The sequence below is a fragment of the Pseudoduganella sp. S-14 genome (assembly GCF_049913285.1).
GTDB lineage: Bacteria > Pseudomonadota > Gammaproteobacteria > Burkholderiales > Burkholderiaceae_D > Rugamonas.
Genome location: NZ_CP183991.1, coordinates 928,882 through 945,040 on the forward strand (window position 1 = coordinate 928,882; position 16,159 = coordinate 945,040).

Sequence of the window (16,159 nt, forward strand, 5' to 3'; positions counted from 1 at the left end):
ACATAACTATGGCAACTGATTTGAAACATTTAGATGAGGTGCTCAAGGCCCAGTTCAGGGACCTGAACGGGGTGCACCCGGGCCTGTGGCCGATCCTGCCACGCGTGCTGCTTGCGCTTGGCGTGGCGGCTCTGGCCGTCGCTGCCGGCTATTTCCTGTACTGGGAGTCCCAGTATGAGGAGCTGGAAGCGGGCGCCCAGCAGGAGCAAAAGCTGCGCGACGAGTACAAGCTGAAGATCGCCCAGGCGGTCAACCTCGAGGAGCTCAAGCGCCAGAAGGAGCAGGTCGACAAGTACGTGGTGCAGATGGAGAAGCAACTGCCGGGCAAGGCAGAAATGGCGGCCCTGCTGTCGGACATCAACAATGCCGGTACCGGCCGCGGCCTGACGTTTGAGCTGTTCAAGCCGAACCATGTCGAAGTCAAGGATTACTACGCCGAGCAACCGATCGAACTGCGCGTCAACGGCAGCTACCACGATCTTGGGGCTTTCGCCGGCGACCTGGCAGGCATGGCGCGTATCGTCACGCTGAACAACGTCTCGCTGGATATCAAGCCAAAGGAAGGCAAGGAGTTGCCCGCCGGCGTGCTGCAATTGAACGCCATTGCCAAGACCTTCCGTTATCTTGATGCAGAGGAAGTGGCCGAGCAGCGCAAGGCGGCCAACGAGAAGAAAAAGGGAGGTAAGAAGGAATGAAGAAGTTTGCCCCCCTCGCCTGTGCCCTGCTGCTGACCGCCTGCGGCGAGAGCGACGTGCAACAGGTGCGTACCTGGATGAAGGAAACCGAGGCCCAGACCAAGCCGACCGTCAAGCCGCTGCAGGAGCCGAAGACTTTCGTGCCTTTCGCCTACGTGGCCGGAGACGTGCTTGATCCCTTCAACGCCAGCAAGCTGCTGACCGAACTGGCCAAGAGCCGCGCAGGCAGTTCCCAGGCGCCGGACCAGAACCGGCGCAAGGAATTCCTCGAAAGCTTCCCGCTGGATGCCATGAAGATGGTTGGCACCATGGAAAAGAACAATGTGGTAAACGGCCTGGTGCAGATCGACCGCACCGTTTACCAGGTCAAGAAGGGACAGTACGTGGGACAGAATTATGGTTTGATCACCGGGGTCTCGGATGACGCGATCACGGTGCGTGAAATTGTTCAGGATGCGGCCGGCGACTGGGTCGAGCGCATGTCGAAGCTGGAACTGCAGGAAAGTAAGGAGAGCTCCAAATGATCGCCATCAGAACCCTGAAGCGCTTGTGCCGCCAGGCTAGCGTAGTGCTGGCCCTGGCCGGCAGCGCAGCCGTTGCGCAGGCCCAGCAAGGCAACGCGATCGAATCGATCACGGCCAACCAGCAGGGCAGCAATGTGATCGTGAAGATCGCAATGAAGGATACGCCGCAAAAGCTGCCGATCGGCTTTGCCATCACCAATCCGGCCCGCATCGCGCTTGATTTCGGCCAGACCACCAATGCCACCGGCAAGACCAGCCAGGACCTGAACATGGGCGACCTGGCCAGCGTCAACGTGGTGCAGGCGGGCGATCGCTCGCGCCTGGTGTTCAACCTGAAGCGCACGCTGAATTACGCCACCGCCATCGACGGCAAGAACGTGATCCTGACCATCGACGCTTCCGGCGGCGTGGCGCAGGCAGTTGATGCGCGCGGCCTGCCGGTGGGGGCAGCCAAGCCGGCGGCGCCGGCGCCTGCCGGCAAGCAAGCGCTGCGCGATATCGACTTCCGCCGCGGCAACAACGGCGAAGGCCGCGTGGTGATCGACCTGCCGAACAACCAGGTCGCCGTCGATGTGCGCCAGACTCCGACCGGCGTCGTGGTGGACTTCCTCAAGACTACCGTGCCGGATACCCTGCGCCGCCGCCTGGACGTGACCGATTTCGGCACCCCGGTCAACCGCATCACCACCGTGCCGCACGGCGACAATGTGCGCATGACCGTGGAAGCGCACGGCCTGTGGGAGCAGAGCGTGTACCAGAGCGACACCCAGCTGGTGGTAGACGTCAAGCCGATCAAGGAAGACCCGAACAAGCTGGTGCAAGGCAGCCAGGGCTACCGCGGCGAAAAGCTGTCGTTCAACTTCCAGAACGTGGAAGTGCGCGCGGCGCTGCAGGCGATTGCCGATATCTCGGGCCTGAACATCATCACCAGCGACAGCGTGCAGGGCAACCTGACCCTGCGCCTGAAGGAAGTGCCTTGGGACCAGGCGCTGGACGTGGTGCTGCAAGCCAAGGGCCTGGACATGCGCAAGAACGGCAATGTGCTGTGGATCGCGCCGAAGGAAGAATTGCTGACCAAGGAAAAGCTGGAGCTGGAGCAGAAAGCCCAGATCGCCGACCTGGAGCCGCTCAAGTCCGAGATCTTCCAGCTTAACTACCAGAAGGCAGAAGCGTTCAAGACCGTGTTCGGCATTGAAGGCAGCGGCGACACCAAGAACCGCATTCTGTCCAAGCGCGGCAGCGCCATCATCGAAACGCGCACCAACCAGCTGTTCGTGACCGACATCGCCTCCAAGCTGGAAGAAGTGCGCAAGCTGATCCAGAAGACCGACATCGCCACCAAGCAAGTGCTGATCGAAGCGCGTATCGTCGAAGCCTCCGATACCTTTACCCGCAACCTGGGCGCCAAGCTGGGCTTCGCCGACATGCGCGCCATCCGTGGCGGCGACGCCGGCTGGGGCGTTGGCAACGGTAACAACCGCGTCGGCCTGACCGGTAACATCACCGGCATGGGCCAGCAGCAGGGCATCGTGAAGGTGGACGATGGCCAGGGTTCCTACAACAATACCCAGTTCATCAACCTGCCAGCGGCATCGATCAACGGCGCCCAGGCTGGCAGCCTGGCGGTCAGCCTGTTCAATTCAGCCGCCAACCGTTTCCTGAACCTGGAACTGTCGGCCCTGGAAGCTGATGGCGCCGGCAAGATCATCTCCAGCCCACGCGTGGTGACCGCCGACAAGGCCCCGGCCACCATCGAACAGGGCGTGGAACTGCCATACCAGGTGGCGACCTCTTCCGGCGCGACGTCGATCGTGTTCCGCAAGGCCAACCTGAAGCTGGATGTAGTCCCGCAGATCACGCCGGATGGCAACGTGGTGCTGGATGTTGACGTGAACAAGGACTCGGTGGGCCAGGAAACCCGCGCTGGTTTCGCCATCGATACCAAACACGTCAAGACCCAGGTAATGGTGGAAAACGGCGGCACCGTAGTGCTGGGCGGCATCTACCAGCAGGTCGAGCGCAACACCACGAGCAAGGTGCCGGTACTGGGCGATGTGCCGATCCTGGGCAACCTGTTCAAATCGAATACGCGCGTCAATGACAAGACAGAGCTGCTGGTCTTCATTACGCCAAAGATCGTTACCGACCGCCTGTCCGCGCGTTGAGACGAAGTTAGTGTCATCAGAATAAAGGAAAGAACATGGCAAACGTAGTAATCCGAAAACTGTCTGGCCTGGTAGGCGCGCTGGCTTGCGCCAGTCTGCTGGCAGCTTGCGGCGGCGGCGGCGGCAGCCCCGGCACCAGCCCCACCAATCCTGATCCGCTGACGCCGAAGGCGTCCAGTGTGGTGGTGAGTTCCAGCTCCGATACCATTGCCGCCTCTGGCATCGACGGCACGGAAGTGACGATCACTGCCACCGTCAAGGACGGTGGCAACCAGGCTGTGCCTGGCGTAACCGTGCTGTTCAGCACCTCTGCCGGCACCATCAGCAACAGCGGTGCAACCACGGACAGCAATGGCCGGGTAAGCGAGAAATTGAGCGTAAAAGGCGTTAACCAGCCGGCTGGCCTGAAAATCCAGATTTCGGCCGGCGTCAAAGGCGTCGACCACGTCACCACCAACACCATTACCGTCACGACGGTGTAGGCGGGACCCGCTGCGGCGCCTGCCCGGCGGCAGGCTGCTGCCGCATAATTTGCGCTATCATGCGTGAATGCAAAATGTTTACTTAGTTGGGTTGATGGGGGCTGGCAAGACGACCATTGGTCGCCAGCTGGCCCGCAAGCTGGGCTTGCGGTTTGTCGATTCGGATCATGAAATCGAAAGCCGCACCGGCGCTTCGATCCCGTGGATTTTCGAGATCGAAGGCGAGCCGGCCTTTCGCCGGCGCGAAGCGGAAGTCATCCGCGAACTGACTAGCCAGCAGGGCATCGTGCTGGCCACCGGCGGCGGCGCCATCCTCAACCAGGACAGCCGCACCCTGCTGCAACAACGCGGCACCGTCATCTACCTGCGTGCATCGATCAACTCGATCCTGGCGCGCACCGCGCACGACAAGAACCGGCCCCTGCTGCAAACGGCCGATCCCCGCAAGAAACTCGAAGAACTGCTGGCGCAGCGCGAGCCGCTGTACATGGACATGGCCGACCTGGTCATCGATACCGGCCGCCCTAACGTACAATCGATGGTCCAGAACATCATCAACCAGCTCGATGCGCTGGCCTGCCAGGCAGCGCCCAATTGCATCACCAAGGCACAACCCGCGATGAACGAACAAACCAACATCCTGCTCAATGTCGACCTGGCCGAGCGCAGCTACCCGATCGCCATCGGCCCTGCGCTGCTGGACGATGCCGGCCTGCTGGCCAAATACGTGGGCGGCAAGAAAGTCGCCATCGTCTCCAACGACACCGTGGCGCCGCTGTACATGGAGCGCGTGCGCGCGCCGCTGGCCGCCGCCGGCAAGGAGGTGATCGAAGTGGTGCTGCCGGACGGCGAGGAGCACAAGCACTGGGAATCGCTGATGAAGGTGTTCGACGCCCTGCTGGCCAACAAGGCCGACCGCAAGACCACCCTGGTGGCGCTGGGCGGCGGCGTGATCGGCGACATGACCGGCTATGCTGCCGCCTCCTACATGCGCGGGATCGACTTCGTGCAGGTGCCGACCACCTTGCTTTCGCAGGTCGATTCCTCGGTTGGCGGCAAGACGGGCATCAACCACCCGCTGGGCAAGAACATGATTGGCGCTTTCTACCAGCCGAAGGCGGTGATCGCCGACACCACTACGCTGGAAACGCTGCCGGTGCGCGAACTGTCGGCCGGCCTGGCGGAAGTGATCAAATACGGCTGCATCATCGAGGTGCCGTTCTTCGAATGGATCGAAGCGAACATGGGCCTGCTGATGGCGCGCGACAAGGGCGCGCTGGCGTATGCCATCGCCCGCTCCTGCGAGATCAAGGCCGACGTGGTACGCCAGGATGAACGCGAAGGCGGCCTGCGCGCGATCCTGAATTTCGGCCACACCTTTGGCCACGCCATCGAAGCGGGCATGGGCTATGGCGCCTGGCTGCATGGCGAAGCGGTCGGCTGCGGCATGGTGATGGCGGCCGATCTGTCGCAACGCCTGGGCTTCATCGACGAAGCCACGGTGGAACGCGTCCGCGACCTGGTGTCCGCCGCCGGTCTGCCGATCGTGGCGCCGGACCTGGGCGCCGAACGCTGGCTGGAGCTGATGGAAGTGGACAAGAAAAACGAGGGCGGGGCGATCAAGTTCATCCTGCTCGACCCACTGGGCAAGGCGCGCATCACGACGGCGCCGCAAGACCTGCTGCTGCAAACCCTGGCCGCCTGCACGGAATAATATGGAAGAAACGCTCGCCCCCTACGCAGCACATTCGGACAAGGGGCGCGGCCGCCGCTTCCCCGAGACGCCGCATGCCTCGCGTTCGCAATTTCAGCGCGACCGCGACCGCATCATCCATTCGACCGCCTTCCGCCGGCTCGAATACAAGACCCAGGTTTTTCTCAACCATGAGGGTGACCTGTTCCGCACCCGCCTGACGCACAGCCTGGAAGTGGCCCAGATCGGCCGTTCGCTGGCACGCAACCTGCGCCTGAACGAAGACTTGGTGGAGGCCATCGCGCTGGCGCACGACCTGGGCCACACGCCATTCGGCCACGTGGGGCAGGACGTGCTGCACGAATGCATGAAGGAGCATGGCGGCTTCGAGCACAACCTGCAAAGCTTGCGCGTGGTCGACCTGCTGGAGGAGCAGTATGGCGCCTTCGATGGCCTGAACCTGATGTTTGAAACGCGCGAAGGCATCCTGAAGCACTGCTCGGCCAATAATGCCCGCCTGCTGGGCGACGTCGCGCAGCGCTTCCTCGACAAGACCCAGCCTTCGCTGGAAGCCCAACTGACCAACCTGGCCGACGAAATCGCCTACAACAGCCATGACATTGACGATGGCTTGCGGTCCGGCCTGATCGCCATCGCGCAGCTTGAGCAAGTGGATTTCTTCGGCCGCCTGTGGCGCGAGGTGCAGGCCGCCCATCCGGGACTGGCCGGCCGCCGCGCCATCTACGAGACCTTGCGCCGCCTGATCACGGCACTGGCGGACGATTTGATCGCCACCTCGCAAGAGCGCATTGCCGCCCACGGCCCGCGCAGCATGGACGACGTGCGCGCCGCACCGCCGCTGATCCGCTTTTCCGACCAGATGCGCAGGGATGCCACGGAGCTCAAGCGCTTCCTGCACGAGAACCTGTATCGCCACTACAAGGTCAACCGCATGCGCCAGAAGGCCAGCCGCATGGTGCGCGAATTGTATGACGCCTTCACCGCCGACCCCTCGCTGCTGCCGCCCGATTACCGCAGCCCGCCTGGCGACGCAAGCGGCCAGGCGCGCCGTGTGGCCGACTACATCGCCGGCATGACCGACCGCTACGCCATTGCCGAACACCGCCGTATCTACTCGCTGGAGAACCTCTAGCCTTGCGTCGGCGCATGTGGCGGGTTAATCTTCTGGCAAATCCAACTTGCCAGAAGAATCATGACTGATACCACTGCTCCCGCCGCAACCAGCCCGCAACTCAGCAAGCACCGCATCGAAGCGCTTGTGGACGGCATCTTCGCCGTTACCATGACGCTGCTGGTGATCGAACTGCGTTTGCCTGAACACGCCAATATGCATAGCAGCGCCGAATTGCTGGAAGTGCTGCATGAGCTGATGCCGACCTTCATTTCATGGGTGCTGAGCTTCCTGGTACTTGCGCTCTACTGGACCGCCAACCATCGCCTGTTCAGCTATGTGCGCCACGTCGATACGCCATTGCTGTGGTACACCATCCTGATGCTGGCGGGCGCCAGCCTGTTGCCCTTCGCTTCCGCAGTGAACAGCCGCTACCTGTCGCAACTGGCGCAGGCGGTATACGCGGGAGTGATGTGCCTGATGTCGATCGGCTCGCTGCTGGTGGCCACCCGCGTTTACCGTCATCCGGAGTTGTGCGCGCACCCGATGGATAAGGCGACCTATGTCGCGGCCTGCTCCCGTACCGGCATCATGATTGTCATCGCCATCGCGACCGTCGTGGTGGCCGGCCAGGTGGCGGGCATTGCCAACTCGGCCTTCCTGCTGCTGTTCTTCGCGCGCCCGCTCAGCAACCTGCTGACCCGCCGCCTGCGCTAAGCCTGGGCCTGTTTGAAGATTTCCGTGGGCTGGCGCAGAATGACATGACGGCGTCCGGCCAGCAGGGCTTGGCCAATGAGCGACGCCACGCAGCGATCGAGCGCGACGTTGCCGTCATCAGGTCGAACTACGCCACAAAGGAAGACATCGCGCGACTTGAAACCCAGATGGCGCGCATGGAAACGCGCCTGGTCAAATGGGTGATTGGAGCGATGGCTGCCAGCATCGTCAGCGTCATCGGCACTGCCTTGAATCTCGCGAAGCTATTATTTCCTGAACGCGCTCAGAACATGCGTGCCTGATCGCTTTCGCCCAGCAGGTCGAGCACCAGTTTCTTGATTGGCGCCGGCAAGGCTGCGCCGGGAACAGCTGCGGCATCGAGCCACACGTAACGTTGTTCGCCAGCCAGTGCGGCGCGGCTGGCAAGCGTCACCAGCAGCGGGTGGATGTGCAGCTTATAGTGGGTGAAAATGTGCACCACCGGCAGCAAGCGCTCCAGCGACTCCATGGCGCCAAATGGCTGCACCGCAGCCGCCACGGCGGAATCGTCTGGCACGTCGGCGTGTGCGGCGTGGCCCGCCAGTTCAGGCAGCGACATGAGGCCGCCCCAGATGCCGGTCGCCGGTCGCTGTTCCAGCAGCACCTGGCCGCGATCCACTACCAGCAGCATGTGTGCAGACTTTTCCGGCGTGGCTTTCTTTGGCTTGCGCACCGGCAGTTCGGCGGTGCGGCCAGTGGCAAATGCCACGCAGCGCGACTGCATCGGGCAGCGTTCGCAGGATGGGCTGCTGCGCGTGCACAGCGTCGCCCCCATGTCCATCAAGCCTTGTGTGTAAGCTTCGATGCCCTCAGCCGGCGCCAGCGCTTCGGCGCGGGCCCACATCGCTACTTCAGTCTTGCGTTCGCCCGGATAGGTGTCGATGCCGAACACGCGTGCGAACACGCGCTTGACATTGCCGTCCATGATGGCCGCGCGGCGGCCGGCCGAGAAGGCGGCAATGGCAGCTGCGGTGGAGCGTCCGATGCCAGGAAGTTCGGCCAGCAAGGCCGGATCGGAAGGGAAGACGCCGCCATACTCCGCCATCACGCGCTGGGCGCATTTGTGCAGGTTGCGCGCGCGGGTGTAGTAGCCCAAGCCAGCCCACTGCGCCATCACGTCTTCAACGGGAGCGGCGGCCAGCGAGGCGAGGGTGGGGAAGCGTTCCAGGAAGCGCGCGTAATAGCCCAGCACCGCCGAAACCTGCGTCTGCTGCAGCATGATCTCGGACAGCCACACCAGGTAGGCATCTCGGGTGTTTTGCCACGGCAGCTCGTGGCGGCCATGTTGCTTCTGCCACGCCACCAGCGTGGCAGAAAAGCTCGGGTCTTCGTACTGCAATTACGCCGCTGCCTCCAGCACGACATGCTCGGCCGAGATCGCATCGTTGATGGCAGCGGCCAGCGCGGCCAGCTTGGCCTTTTGCGCCTCCAGTTCGGCCTGGGTGGCTTCGAAGGCTTCGATCTTCTGCTCCAGCGTATCGGTCGCATCGTGGATGCGCGCGATCGATTGCTGGCGGTGCTTCAGCTGTTCCTTGTGCTGGCGGATCTGCGCTTCGAGCGGCGCCATGATCACCTTCAGCCAGGCATCGGTATCGGCGTTGGCGGCCTTGAAGCAGCGCTTGACGGCCGATGCCACGGAGTCGAAGAAGCGCTCCATCAGCACCACGCGTGAAGTGGTCAGCATGACCGCGGTACCGAACTGCTTCTCGTAGATGCCGTGGGCTTCATTGATTTCATCGCGGTACTTGGCCAGCGAGAAGGCCATCGGCATCGGCAGGGTCAGGCCGTGCTCCGCCGAGAACTTCTTGTACATGGTTTCCATCATGCTGCGGATTTCTTCGATCTTGCGCTCCGATTCATCCAGGTTGGCGTGGATGCTGTCGAAGTACACCTTGATGGCATCGCGCAGGCCGGTAGTGAAGCGGCTGTTCTGCATTTCCGAACGCGCCTTGATCAGGTTGTCGCGCAGGATGCCCATGCCCAGGCTGGAATACAGCTCGGTGGACAGGCGGGTGAACACCGCGCGCGTGGCCTGCAGCTTGAACAGGCTTTCGTCGAACTCCTTTTTCTCGGCTTCGACGCGGCGCGCCATATGCGCGATGACCGACTGGTTCTTGCCGCGCAGGCCCTTCAGTTCCAGCAACTGCTCGACGATGCCGCGCGTCTTGGCCGACAGCGCCGCGTACTGGGCGCCGCTCAGTGCCGCCAGTTCGTCGCCCAGGCGGCGGCGGATGATGTCCTTGCGGGCCGGGATCAGTTCGTTGAACAGCGCGCTCTCCAGCTGCTTCATGCGGCTCTTGTGCACCAGTGCATGGTCGCCGGTGATCTTGCCCAGCAGCGCTTTCTGCGCCGAGACAGGGAATACCTGGCGCGCATCAAGGCCCAGCATATGGGCTGCGTGCTCGCGCTGGCGCGCGATGGCTGCTTCGATTTCTTCTTCGGTGCGCAGCGGGTCCCACATGGAGTCGATCTTGTTCAGCACCACCATGCGCCCGGCGCCATTGCCGATGTGGGTGCGCCATACTTCGATGTCGCTCTTGGTGACGCCGGTGTCGGCGGCCAGGATGAACAGCACCGCATGCGCGTGCGGGATCATGTTCAGCGTCAGTTCCGGCTCGGTACCGATGGCGTTCAGGCCCGGCGTATCGAGGATCACCAGGCCCTGCTTCAGCAGCGGGTGCGGGAAGTTGATGATGGCGTGGCGCCACTGCGAAATCTCGACCAGGCCGTTGTTGTCCAGCGTGGCGCCCATGTCGGGGTCGTTCTCGTCGTACAGGCCGTAGCGCTTGGCTTCTTCCACCGGCACGTGGCGGGTCAGGCTGACCTGCTTGAACACTTCCTGCATCTGTTCCGCGGAATCGAGCTGCAGCGGCAGGACGGTCCAGGCGTGCGGTTCGTCGCGGTAGTCGCTGGTCGACAGGTTTTCGGCGCGCGTTTCGATCGGCAGCAGGCGGATGCATGCAGGGTAGGCCGGGTCGTACATCAGCTCGGTCGGGCACATGGTGGTGCGGCCGGCTGCCGACGGCAGGATGCGCTGGCCGAAGTCGGCGAAGAAGATCGAATTGATCAGTTCGGATTTGCCGCGCGAAAATTCCGCCACAAAGGCCACCGACAGCTTGTCGTCGGCCAGTTTGGACAGCGTTTGCGCCAGGCGCTGTTCGGTCGCGGCATCGGACAGATCGGCCTGCACGATCCAGTCTCGGTAGTTTGCGACGGCGCCCATGACGCCTTGGCGCCATTGGCTGTATTGTTCCAGGTCCCGTACCATTAGCTTCTCGTTATTTCTGGCAATTTACACAATAAAAAGTGGATCTTTGACCCTGTTTGATCTGGCGCACAGGCGCGCCGCATAAACGGCAGGGCACACCAGCACGATCATAGACGAAATATGTCTGTTGGAAATACCCCGATTGTCCATTTACCCCGATAAAATCGCGCAAAGTGCTGCCGCCTTGCACAATTGCCTCGGCCAGCACGTCGCGGATGGCCTGCGCCAGGCGGTCGTAGCGGGCAGCACTGATGCGGTTGGCTGCGGTTTTCGGGTTGATCCCGGCGCGAAACAGGCTTTCAGAGCAGTAGATATTGCCGACGCCGACCACGATGTCGCCAGCCATCAGCACTTGCTTGATGGCCGCGCTGCGGGTGCGGGTCTGCTCGAACAGCAGTTTGCCGGAAAATTGCGGGCCCAGCGGCTCCACGCCCAGGCCGCGCAGCAGCAGATGCTCTTCCAGTGCGCCATCTTCCGCCGCGTGCCACAGCACGGCGCCGAAACGGCGCGGATCGGTCAGGCGCAGCACGTGCTTCCCGTCGGCGCCTTCCACCATCATGTCGAAATGATCATGTTTTTCCGGCGGAATGCCGCTTGCCAGCACGCGCAGGTGGCCGCTCATGCCAAGGTGGATAATCAGCGTGCCATGCTCGAATTGCAGCAACAGGTACTTGCCGCGGCGGTCGGTCGCGACGATGCGGCGGCCGGCCAGCAGCGCCGGCAGGTCGTCCGGGAAGGGCCAGCGCAAGCCGTCGCGGCGCAGCACGACATCGCGCACGATACGGCCTTCGATATAAGGTGCGACACCGCGCCGGGTAACTTCTACTTCTGGTAATTCAGGCATGAGGGTGGTTTCTTGCAGGTTGGCGTAGAATCAAGTCTTGAGCCCGATTTGCAGGATCTCCCTTTGAAAAACGCATTCGCCATTGTAACCCTGTCGGCCCTCGTGTCCGCCTGCGCAGTCGTGCCACCGGAGCAGGCTGCGCCTGAGCCTGCAGCGCCATCCGTCGTGCCGGCCACTCCGGCCGCCGACGCCATTGCCAAGGCTGCGCCACCCGATGACAAGCTGCCCAACGTCGAACTGACCAGCGATTTGTTCTACAAGCTGACCAAGGCCGAACTCGATTTCAAACGCGGCCAGTGGCAAAGCGCGTATGTGACGATGATGGTGCTGGCGCAGCAGACGCGCGACCCGCGCCTGGCGCGTCGCGCTTCCGAAATGGCGCTGTCGGCCAAGCAGGGCAATGAGGCGCTGGCAGCGATCCGCCTGTGGCGCGAACTGGCGCCTGATTCTGACGAGGCTGCACAGTATTTCCTCGGCTTTGCCGTCCTGGGCGACGACCTGGGCGAGGCAGAGACGCTGTTCGCGCAGCGCTTGAAAGCCTCGCCGCCGACTGGTCGTCCGCTGCTGATGTTCCAGATGCAGCAATTCCTGCTGCGCGCAAAGGACAAGGCTGCCGCCTTCGGTCTGATGGAGCGCGTCCTGCAGCCCTACCTGAATACGCAAGAAGCCCACCTGGTGCTGGCGCAAGGCGCCAGTGCCGCCAGCGATGCCGAGCGCGCGCGCGCGGAAGCGAAGAAGGCCGTGGCGATCAAACCCGACTCCGAACTGGCCACGCTGACCATGGGGCAAATGCTGGGCGACCTGGATGGCGCGCAAAAACTGTTTGCCGACTTCCTGCAGAAATACCCGGCCGCGCGCGAAGTGCGTTCGGCCTATGCTCGCCTGCTGGTGGAACAGAAGCAGTATGACCAGGCGCGCGAACAGTTCCTGCTGCTGCTGAAAGAGCAGCCAGACAATCCGGGGACCCTGTACGCGCTCGGCATCATGGCGCTGCAGGGGCAGGATAGCAAGGCGGCCGAGGGTTATTTCAAGCGCTATGTGGAAGTGCTGGAAGCGGCGCCCGATCCTGAACGCGACCCGAACAAGGCGCTGATACTGCTGGCCCAGATCGCCGAAGAAAGGGGCGACCTCGATGGCGCGCTGGCATGGCTGGACAAGATCGACGGCGAAGATGCCCGCGCCGCCCTGCCGGCCCGCCTGAAGCGCGCTCATCTCACAGCACGGAAAGGCGACGTCGACGGCGCACGCGCGCAGTTGAAGGAGATTGCCCCGGCCGACCAGGCCGAGCAGGTGCAGATCCTGCAAACGGAAGGCCAGCTGCTGCGCGACTCGGGCCGCGCAGTCGAAGCCTTCAAGACCTTGCAGGATGGCGTGCTGCGCTTCCCCAACAGCCCCGACCTGATGTACGACTACGCGCTGGCCGCGGAAAAGCTGGGCAAGGTCGATGCGATGGAAACCGCGCTGCGCAAGGTGATCGAGTCGGTGCCCGACAACCACCACGCCTACAATGCGCTGGGCTATTCGCTGGCGGACCGCAATGTACGCCTGGACGAAGCGTATGAGCTGATCGACAAGGCGCTGAAGATGGCGCCGGGCGACCCTTACATCATGGACAGCATGGGCTGGGTGCTGTTCCGCATGGGCAAGCTGAAAGAGGCAGAGCAATCGCTGCGCCAGGCTTATGCGCTGCGTGGCGACGCAGAAATCGCCGTGCACCTGGGCGAAGTGCTGTGGAAGCAGGGCGACAAGGCCGGCGCCGCCCGGCTGTGGCGCGAAGCCCGCAACAAGGACCCGAAAAACGACGCGCTGCGCAGCACGCTGGCGCGCCTCAACGCAGGAATTTAATGAGCTTCAAGACACTCGCCGCCATCGCCGGCGCGTCCGCCATCCTGTGCGGCTGCGCCACCACGCCAACGACGCCGCCGTCGACTGCCGTTGTCGCGCCCTACGCCGACAGCCTGGCCGTGTCGGGGCGCTTGAACGTGCGCTATATCAAGAACGGCAACCCGGAGTCCTCCACCGTCAAATTCGACTGGAAGCAGGATGCGCAGAGCACCGAGGTCGCCTTGTTTGATCCCTTCGGCAGCAAGGTGGCCAATATCAGCGTGACGCCGGAGGGCGCCACGCTGCGCCAGGGCGGCAACAAGCCGCCGTTGACCGCGCCAAGCATCGACGCGCTGAGTGCGCGTGCGCTGGGATGGGCGTTGCCGGTAGCCGGCCTGCGCGGCTGGCTGCAAGGCCACGCCACCGCTGCCGATGGCAAGCCGTGGTCGGCCAGCCCGGCCAACAGCGAAGTGACCACGCGTGAAGGCTGGCACCTGCAATATACGGATTGGCAGCCCGACAGCTCCCCGCCGCGCCCGAAACTGATCGACGCCGAACACCCGGGCGGAGGCGATGTGCAGCAAATGGCCTTGCGGATCGTCATCTCCGAATAAACATGAAAAGCCTGTTGAACTGCCCGGCGCCGGCCAAGCTGAACCTGTTCCTGCACGTGAATGGCCGCCGCGCCGATGGCTACCATCTGCTGCAATCGGTATTCCAGATCGTCGATCGCTGCGATACCCTGCATTTCTCGCTGCGCGACGATGCTGAACTGCATCGCTGCAACGATATCCCCGGCGTGCCCGTCGAGGAGGACCTGGTGATCCGCGCTGCCCGCATCCTGCAGGCCGAAGTCTTGCGCCGCACCGGCGCCTTGCCAGCAGGCGTGAATATCACGGTCGACAAGATCCTGCCCATGGGCGGCGGGCTGGGCGGCGGCTCTTCCGATGCCGCCACCACTTTCATGGCGCTGAACAAGCTGTGGGCTGCAGGACTGCAGCGCGAAGAGCTGATGGCGCTGGCCTTGCCGCTGGGCGCCGACGTGCCTTTCTTTATCTTTGGCCAGACCGGCTTTGCCGAAGGCGTTGGCGAAGAGCTGCAGCCGGTGGATGCGCCCGACTGTTGGTATGTTGTCATCGAGCCCGGCGTGGCTTGCCCGACGGCGCAAATTTTTACCTCCGAGCATTTGACAAGGGATACTCCGCCCGTTAAGATGTCGGACTTTTCCAGCTACCACGCAAATCGACAAGATCTGCGGCAGTTTGGAAGGAACGATTTGCAACAAGTGGCGTGCCGCTTATTCCCGCAAGTAGCAGAAGCGGTAGAATGGCTGGGCGCTGTCGGTGACGCCAGGATGACTGGCTCCGGAGCTTGTGTGTTCGTCGCAGTCCAGCGCGAAGAACAGGCCGATGCGGTGCTTGCGAAAGTGCCAGCCGCCTGGACCGGATGGAAAGCGAAGGCGCTGAAACAGCATCCGATCATCGCAAAGTTGTGAAGCGTAAAAAGATTTGGTTTTTCGTGAAATAGGCTATATAATGTCGGCCTACTGACGGAAGACAGTCAGTTAAGAGTAGGGGAATCGCCAAGCTGGTTAAGGCACCGGATTTTGATTCCGGCATACCAAGGTTCGAATCCTTGTTCCCCTGCCACCGTTTTCCCTGGGTCTGTCGAGGCAGCAGTCTCCGGCCAGGGTCAAGACAAAAGCTCCTGTGTCGCAGGAGTGCCTCAAGAATTCAACACTACCTCTCGGGACTCCCAATGGCTTACGAAAACCTGATGGTTTTTACCGGCAACGCTAATCCAGCCTTAGCAGAAGGGGTCGCAAAAAATCTCGGCATCCCACTCGGCAAAGCAGTCGTATCGAAGTTCTCGGACGGCGAAGTCATGGTCGAAATCAACGAAAACGTCCGCGGTAAAGACGTGTTCGTGCTGCAATCGACCTGTGCACCGACCAACGACAACCTGATGGAACTGATCCTGATGGTCGATGCCCTGAAACGTGCGTCCGCTGGCCGTATCACCGCTGCAATTCCTTACTTTGGCTATGCCCGCCAGGATCGCCGTCCGCGCTCCGCCCGTGTGGCCATTTCGGCAAAAGTGGTTGCCAATATGCTGGAAGAAGCCGGCGTCGAGCGCGTCCTGATCATGGACCTGCACGCTGACCAGATCCAGGGCTTCTTCGATATCCCGGTTGACAATATTTACGCTTCGCCAATCCTGCTGGGCGACCTGCAGAAGAAGGCCGAGCAAGACCTGCTGGTGGTGTCGCCTGACGTCGGCGGCGTGGTGCGTGCCCGTGCCCTGGCCAAGCGCCTCGGTTGCGACCTGGCCATCATCGACAAGCGCCGTCCAAAAGCCAACGTGTCCGAAGTGATGAACATCATCGGCGACGTCGAAGGCCGCAACTGCGTGATCATGGACGACATGGTCGACACCGCAGGTACCCTGGTCAAGGCTGCCGAAGTGCTGAAAGAGCGCGGCGCCAAGAAAGTCACCGCTTACTGCACGCACCCCGTGCTGTCCGGTCCGGCAATCGACCGCATCTCCGGCTCTTCGCTGGACGAGCTGGTGGTGACTGACACCATCCCGCTGTCCGAAGCTGCCAAGGCATGCGGCAAGATCCGCCAACTGACCTGCGCACCGCTGCTGGCCGAGACCTTCAAGCGCATCATCAAGGGCGACTCGGTGATTTCCCTGTTCGTCGACTAACAGTTTTTCCGGCCGCGGCGCAAGCGGCGGCCGATTTGTTGAAGTGCCCTGGTCGCGGGGCACTTCG

15 protein-coding genes and 1 tRNA gene are annotated in these 16,159 nt (G+C 62.6%); 13 read left to right on the plus strand and 3 right to left on the minus strand.

The window, feature by feature from the left end:
- The first annotated feature begins 8 nt into the window (after positions 1-8).
- The 8 genes from ACN9MZ_RS04255 (at position 9) to ACN9MZ_RS04290 (ending at position 7,710) form a co-directional block, all read left to right on the plus strand.
- Positions 9-695, plus strand: a complete 687-nt coding sequence (locus ACN9MZ_RS04255) for a type 4a pilus biogenesis protein PilO (protein ID WP_426341027.1) — start codon at positions 9-11, stop codon at positions 693-695.
- Entirely contained in the window at positions 692-1,219 is a 528-nt protein-coding gene (locus tag ACN9MZ_RS04260; RefSeq protein ID WP_426341028.1) for a pilus assembly protein PilP, read from the plus strand. Before ACN9MZ_RS04255 ends, ACN9MZ_RS04260 begins: the two co-directional genes overlap by 4 nt.
- Positions 1,216-3,384 carry a type IV pilus secretin PilQ gene (gene pilQ, locus ACN9MZ_RS04265; RefSeq protein ID WP_426341029.1) on the plus strand — a complete coding sequence of 723 codons (2,169 nt, stop codon included), beginning with the start codon at positions 1,216-1,218 and terminating at the stop codon, positions 3,382-3,384. The genes ACN9MZ_RS04260 and pilQ overlap by 4 nt, the downstream gene beginning before the upstream one ends.
- Positions 3,385-3,419: 35 nt before the next feature.
- The gene (locus tag ACN9MZ_RS04270) at positions 3,420-3,866 is read left to right on the plus strand and encodes an Ig-like domain-containing protein (protein WP_426341030.1); all 447 of its coding nucleotides are present in this window, start codon (positions 3,420-3,422) and stop codon (positions 3,864-3,866) included.
- Between the two features lie 94 nt (positions 3,867-3,960).
- Positions 3,961-5,580: a bifunctional shikimate kinase/3-dehydroquinate synthase AroKB gene (aroKB, locus tag ACN9MZ_RS04275; protein ID WP_426342864.1), complete on the plus strand. Its 1,620-nt coding sequence runs from the start codon at positions 3,961-3,963 to the stop codon at positions 5,578-5,580.
- Between the two features lies 1 nt (position 5,581).
- Entirely contained in the window at positions 5,582-6,712 is a 1,131-nt protein-coding gene (locus tag ACN9MZ_RS04280) for a deoxyguanosinetriphosphate triphosphohydrolase (protein WP_426341031.1), read from the plus strand.
- A gap of 60 nt (positions 6,713-6,772) precedes the next feature.
- Positions 6,773-7,408, plus strand: a complete 636-nt coding sequence (locus ACN9MZ_RS04285) for a TMEM175 family protein (RefSeq protein WP_426341032.1) — start codon at positions 6,773-6,775, stop codon at positions 7,406-7,408.
- A 44-nt stretch (positions 7,409-7,452) separates the two neighbouring features.
- Positions 7,453-7,710: a hypothetical protein gene (locus tag ACN9MZ_RS04290; protein ID WP_426341033.1), complete on the plus strand. Its 258-nt coding sequence runs from the start codon at positions 7,453-7,455 to the stop codon at positions 7,708-7,710.
- On the opposite strand, the gene mutY is transcribed toward ACN9MZ_RS04290, so the two are convergent.
- From mutY to mutM, 3 genes are read right to left on the minus strand one after another with little or no spacing between them, the layout of a single operon-like run.
- Positions 7,692-8,786, minus strand: a complete 1,095-nt coding sequence (mutY, locus tag ACN9MZ_RS04295) for an A/G-specific adenine glycosylase (protein WP_426341034.1) — start codon at positions 8,784-8,786, stop codon at positions 7,692-7,694. The genes ACN9MZ_RS04290 and mutY overlap by 19 nt on opposite strands.
- On the minus strand, positions 8,787-10,715 hold the full coding sequence (locus tag ACN9MZ_RS04300) for a dynamin family protein (protein ID WP_426341035.1): 1,929 nt from the start codon (positions 10,713-10,715) through the stop codon (positions 8,787-8,789).
- A gap of 10 nt (positions 10,716-10,725) precedes the next feature.
- Entirely contained in the window at positions 10,726-11,559 is an 834-nt protein-coding gene (gene mutM / locus ACN9MZ_RS04305) for a bifunctional DNA-formamidopyrimidine glycosylase/DNA-(apurinic or apyrimidinic site) lyase (protein WP_426341036.1), read from the minus strand.
- A 63-nt stretch (positions 11,560-11,622) separates the two neighbouring features.
- On the opposite strand from mutM, the gene ACN9MZ_RS04310 reads away from it, so the two are divergent.
- The 5 genes from ACN9MZ_RS04310 (at position 11,623) to ACN9MZ_RS04330 (ending at position 16,092) form a co-directional block, all read left to right on the plus strand.
- Positions 11,623-13,404: a tetratricopeptide repeat protein gene (locus ACN9MZ_RS04310; RefSeq protein WP_426341037.1), complete on the plus strand. Its 1,782-nt coding sequence runs from the start codon at positions 11,623-11,625 to the stop codon at positions 13,402-13,404.
- Positions 13,404-13,997 carry an outer membrane lipoprotein LolB gene (locus tag ACN9MZ_RS04315; RefSeq protein ID WP_426341038.1) on the plus strand — a complete coding sequence of 198 codons (594 nt, stop codon included), beginning with the start codon at positions 13,404-13,406 and terminating at the stop codon, positions 13,995-13,997. Before ACN9MZ_RS04310 ends, ACN9MZ_RS04315 begins: the two co-directional genes overlap by 1 nt.
- 2 nt (positions 13,998-13,999) lie before the next feature.
- Positions 14,000-14,878, plus strand: a complete 879-nt coding sequence (ispE, locus tag ACN9MZ_RS04320) for a 4-(cytidine 5'-diphospho)-2-C-methyl-D-erythritol kinase (protein ID WP_426341039.1) — start codon at positions 14,000-14,002, stop codon at positions 14,876-14,878.
- A 77-nt stretch (positions 14,879-14,955) separates the two neighbouring features.
- Positions 14,956-15,032 (plus strand) — tRNA-Gln (locus ACN9MZ_RS04325).
- 109 nt (positions 15,033-15,141) lie between these two features.
- Positions 15,142-16,092 carry a ribose-phosphate pyrophosphokinase gene (locus ACN9MZ_RS04330; protein WP_057264651.1) on the plus strand — a complete coding sequence of 317 codons (951 nt, stop codon included), beginning with the start codon at positions 15,142-15,144 and terminating at the stop codon, positions 16,090-16,092.
- Positions 16,093-16,159: the final 67 nt, after the last annotated feature.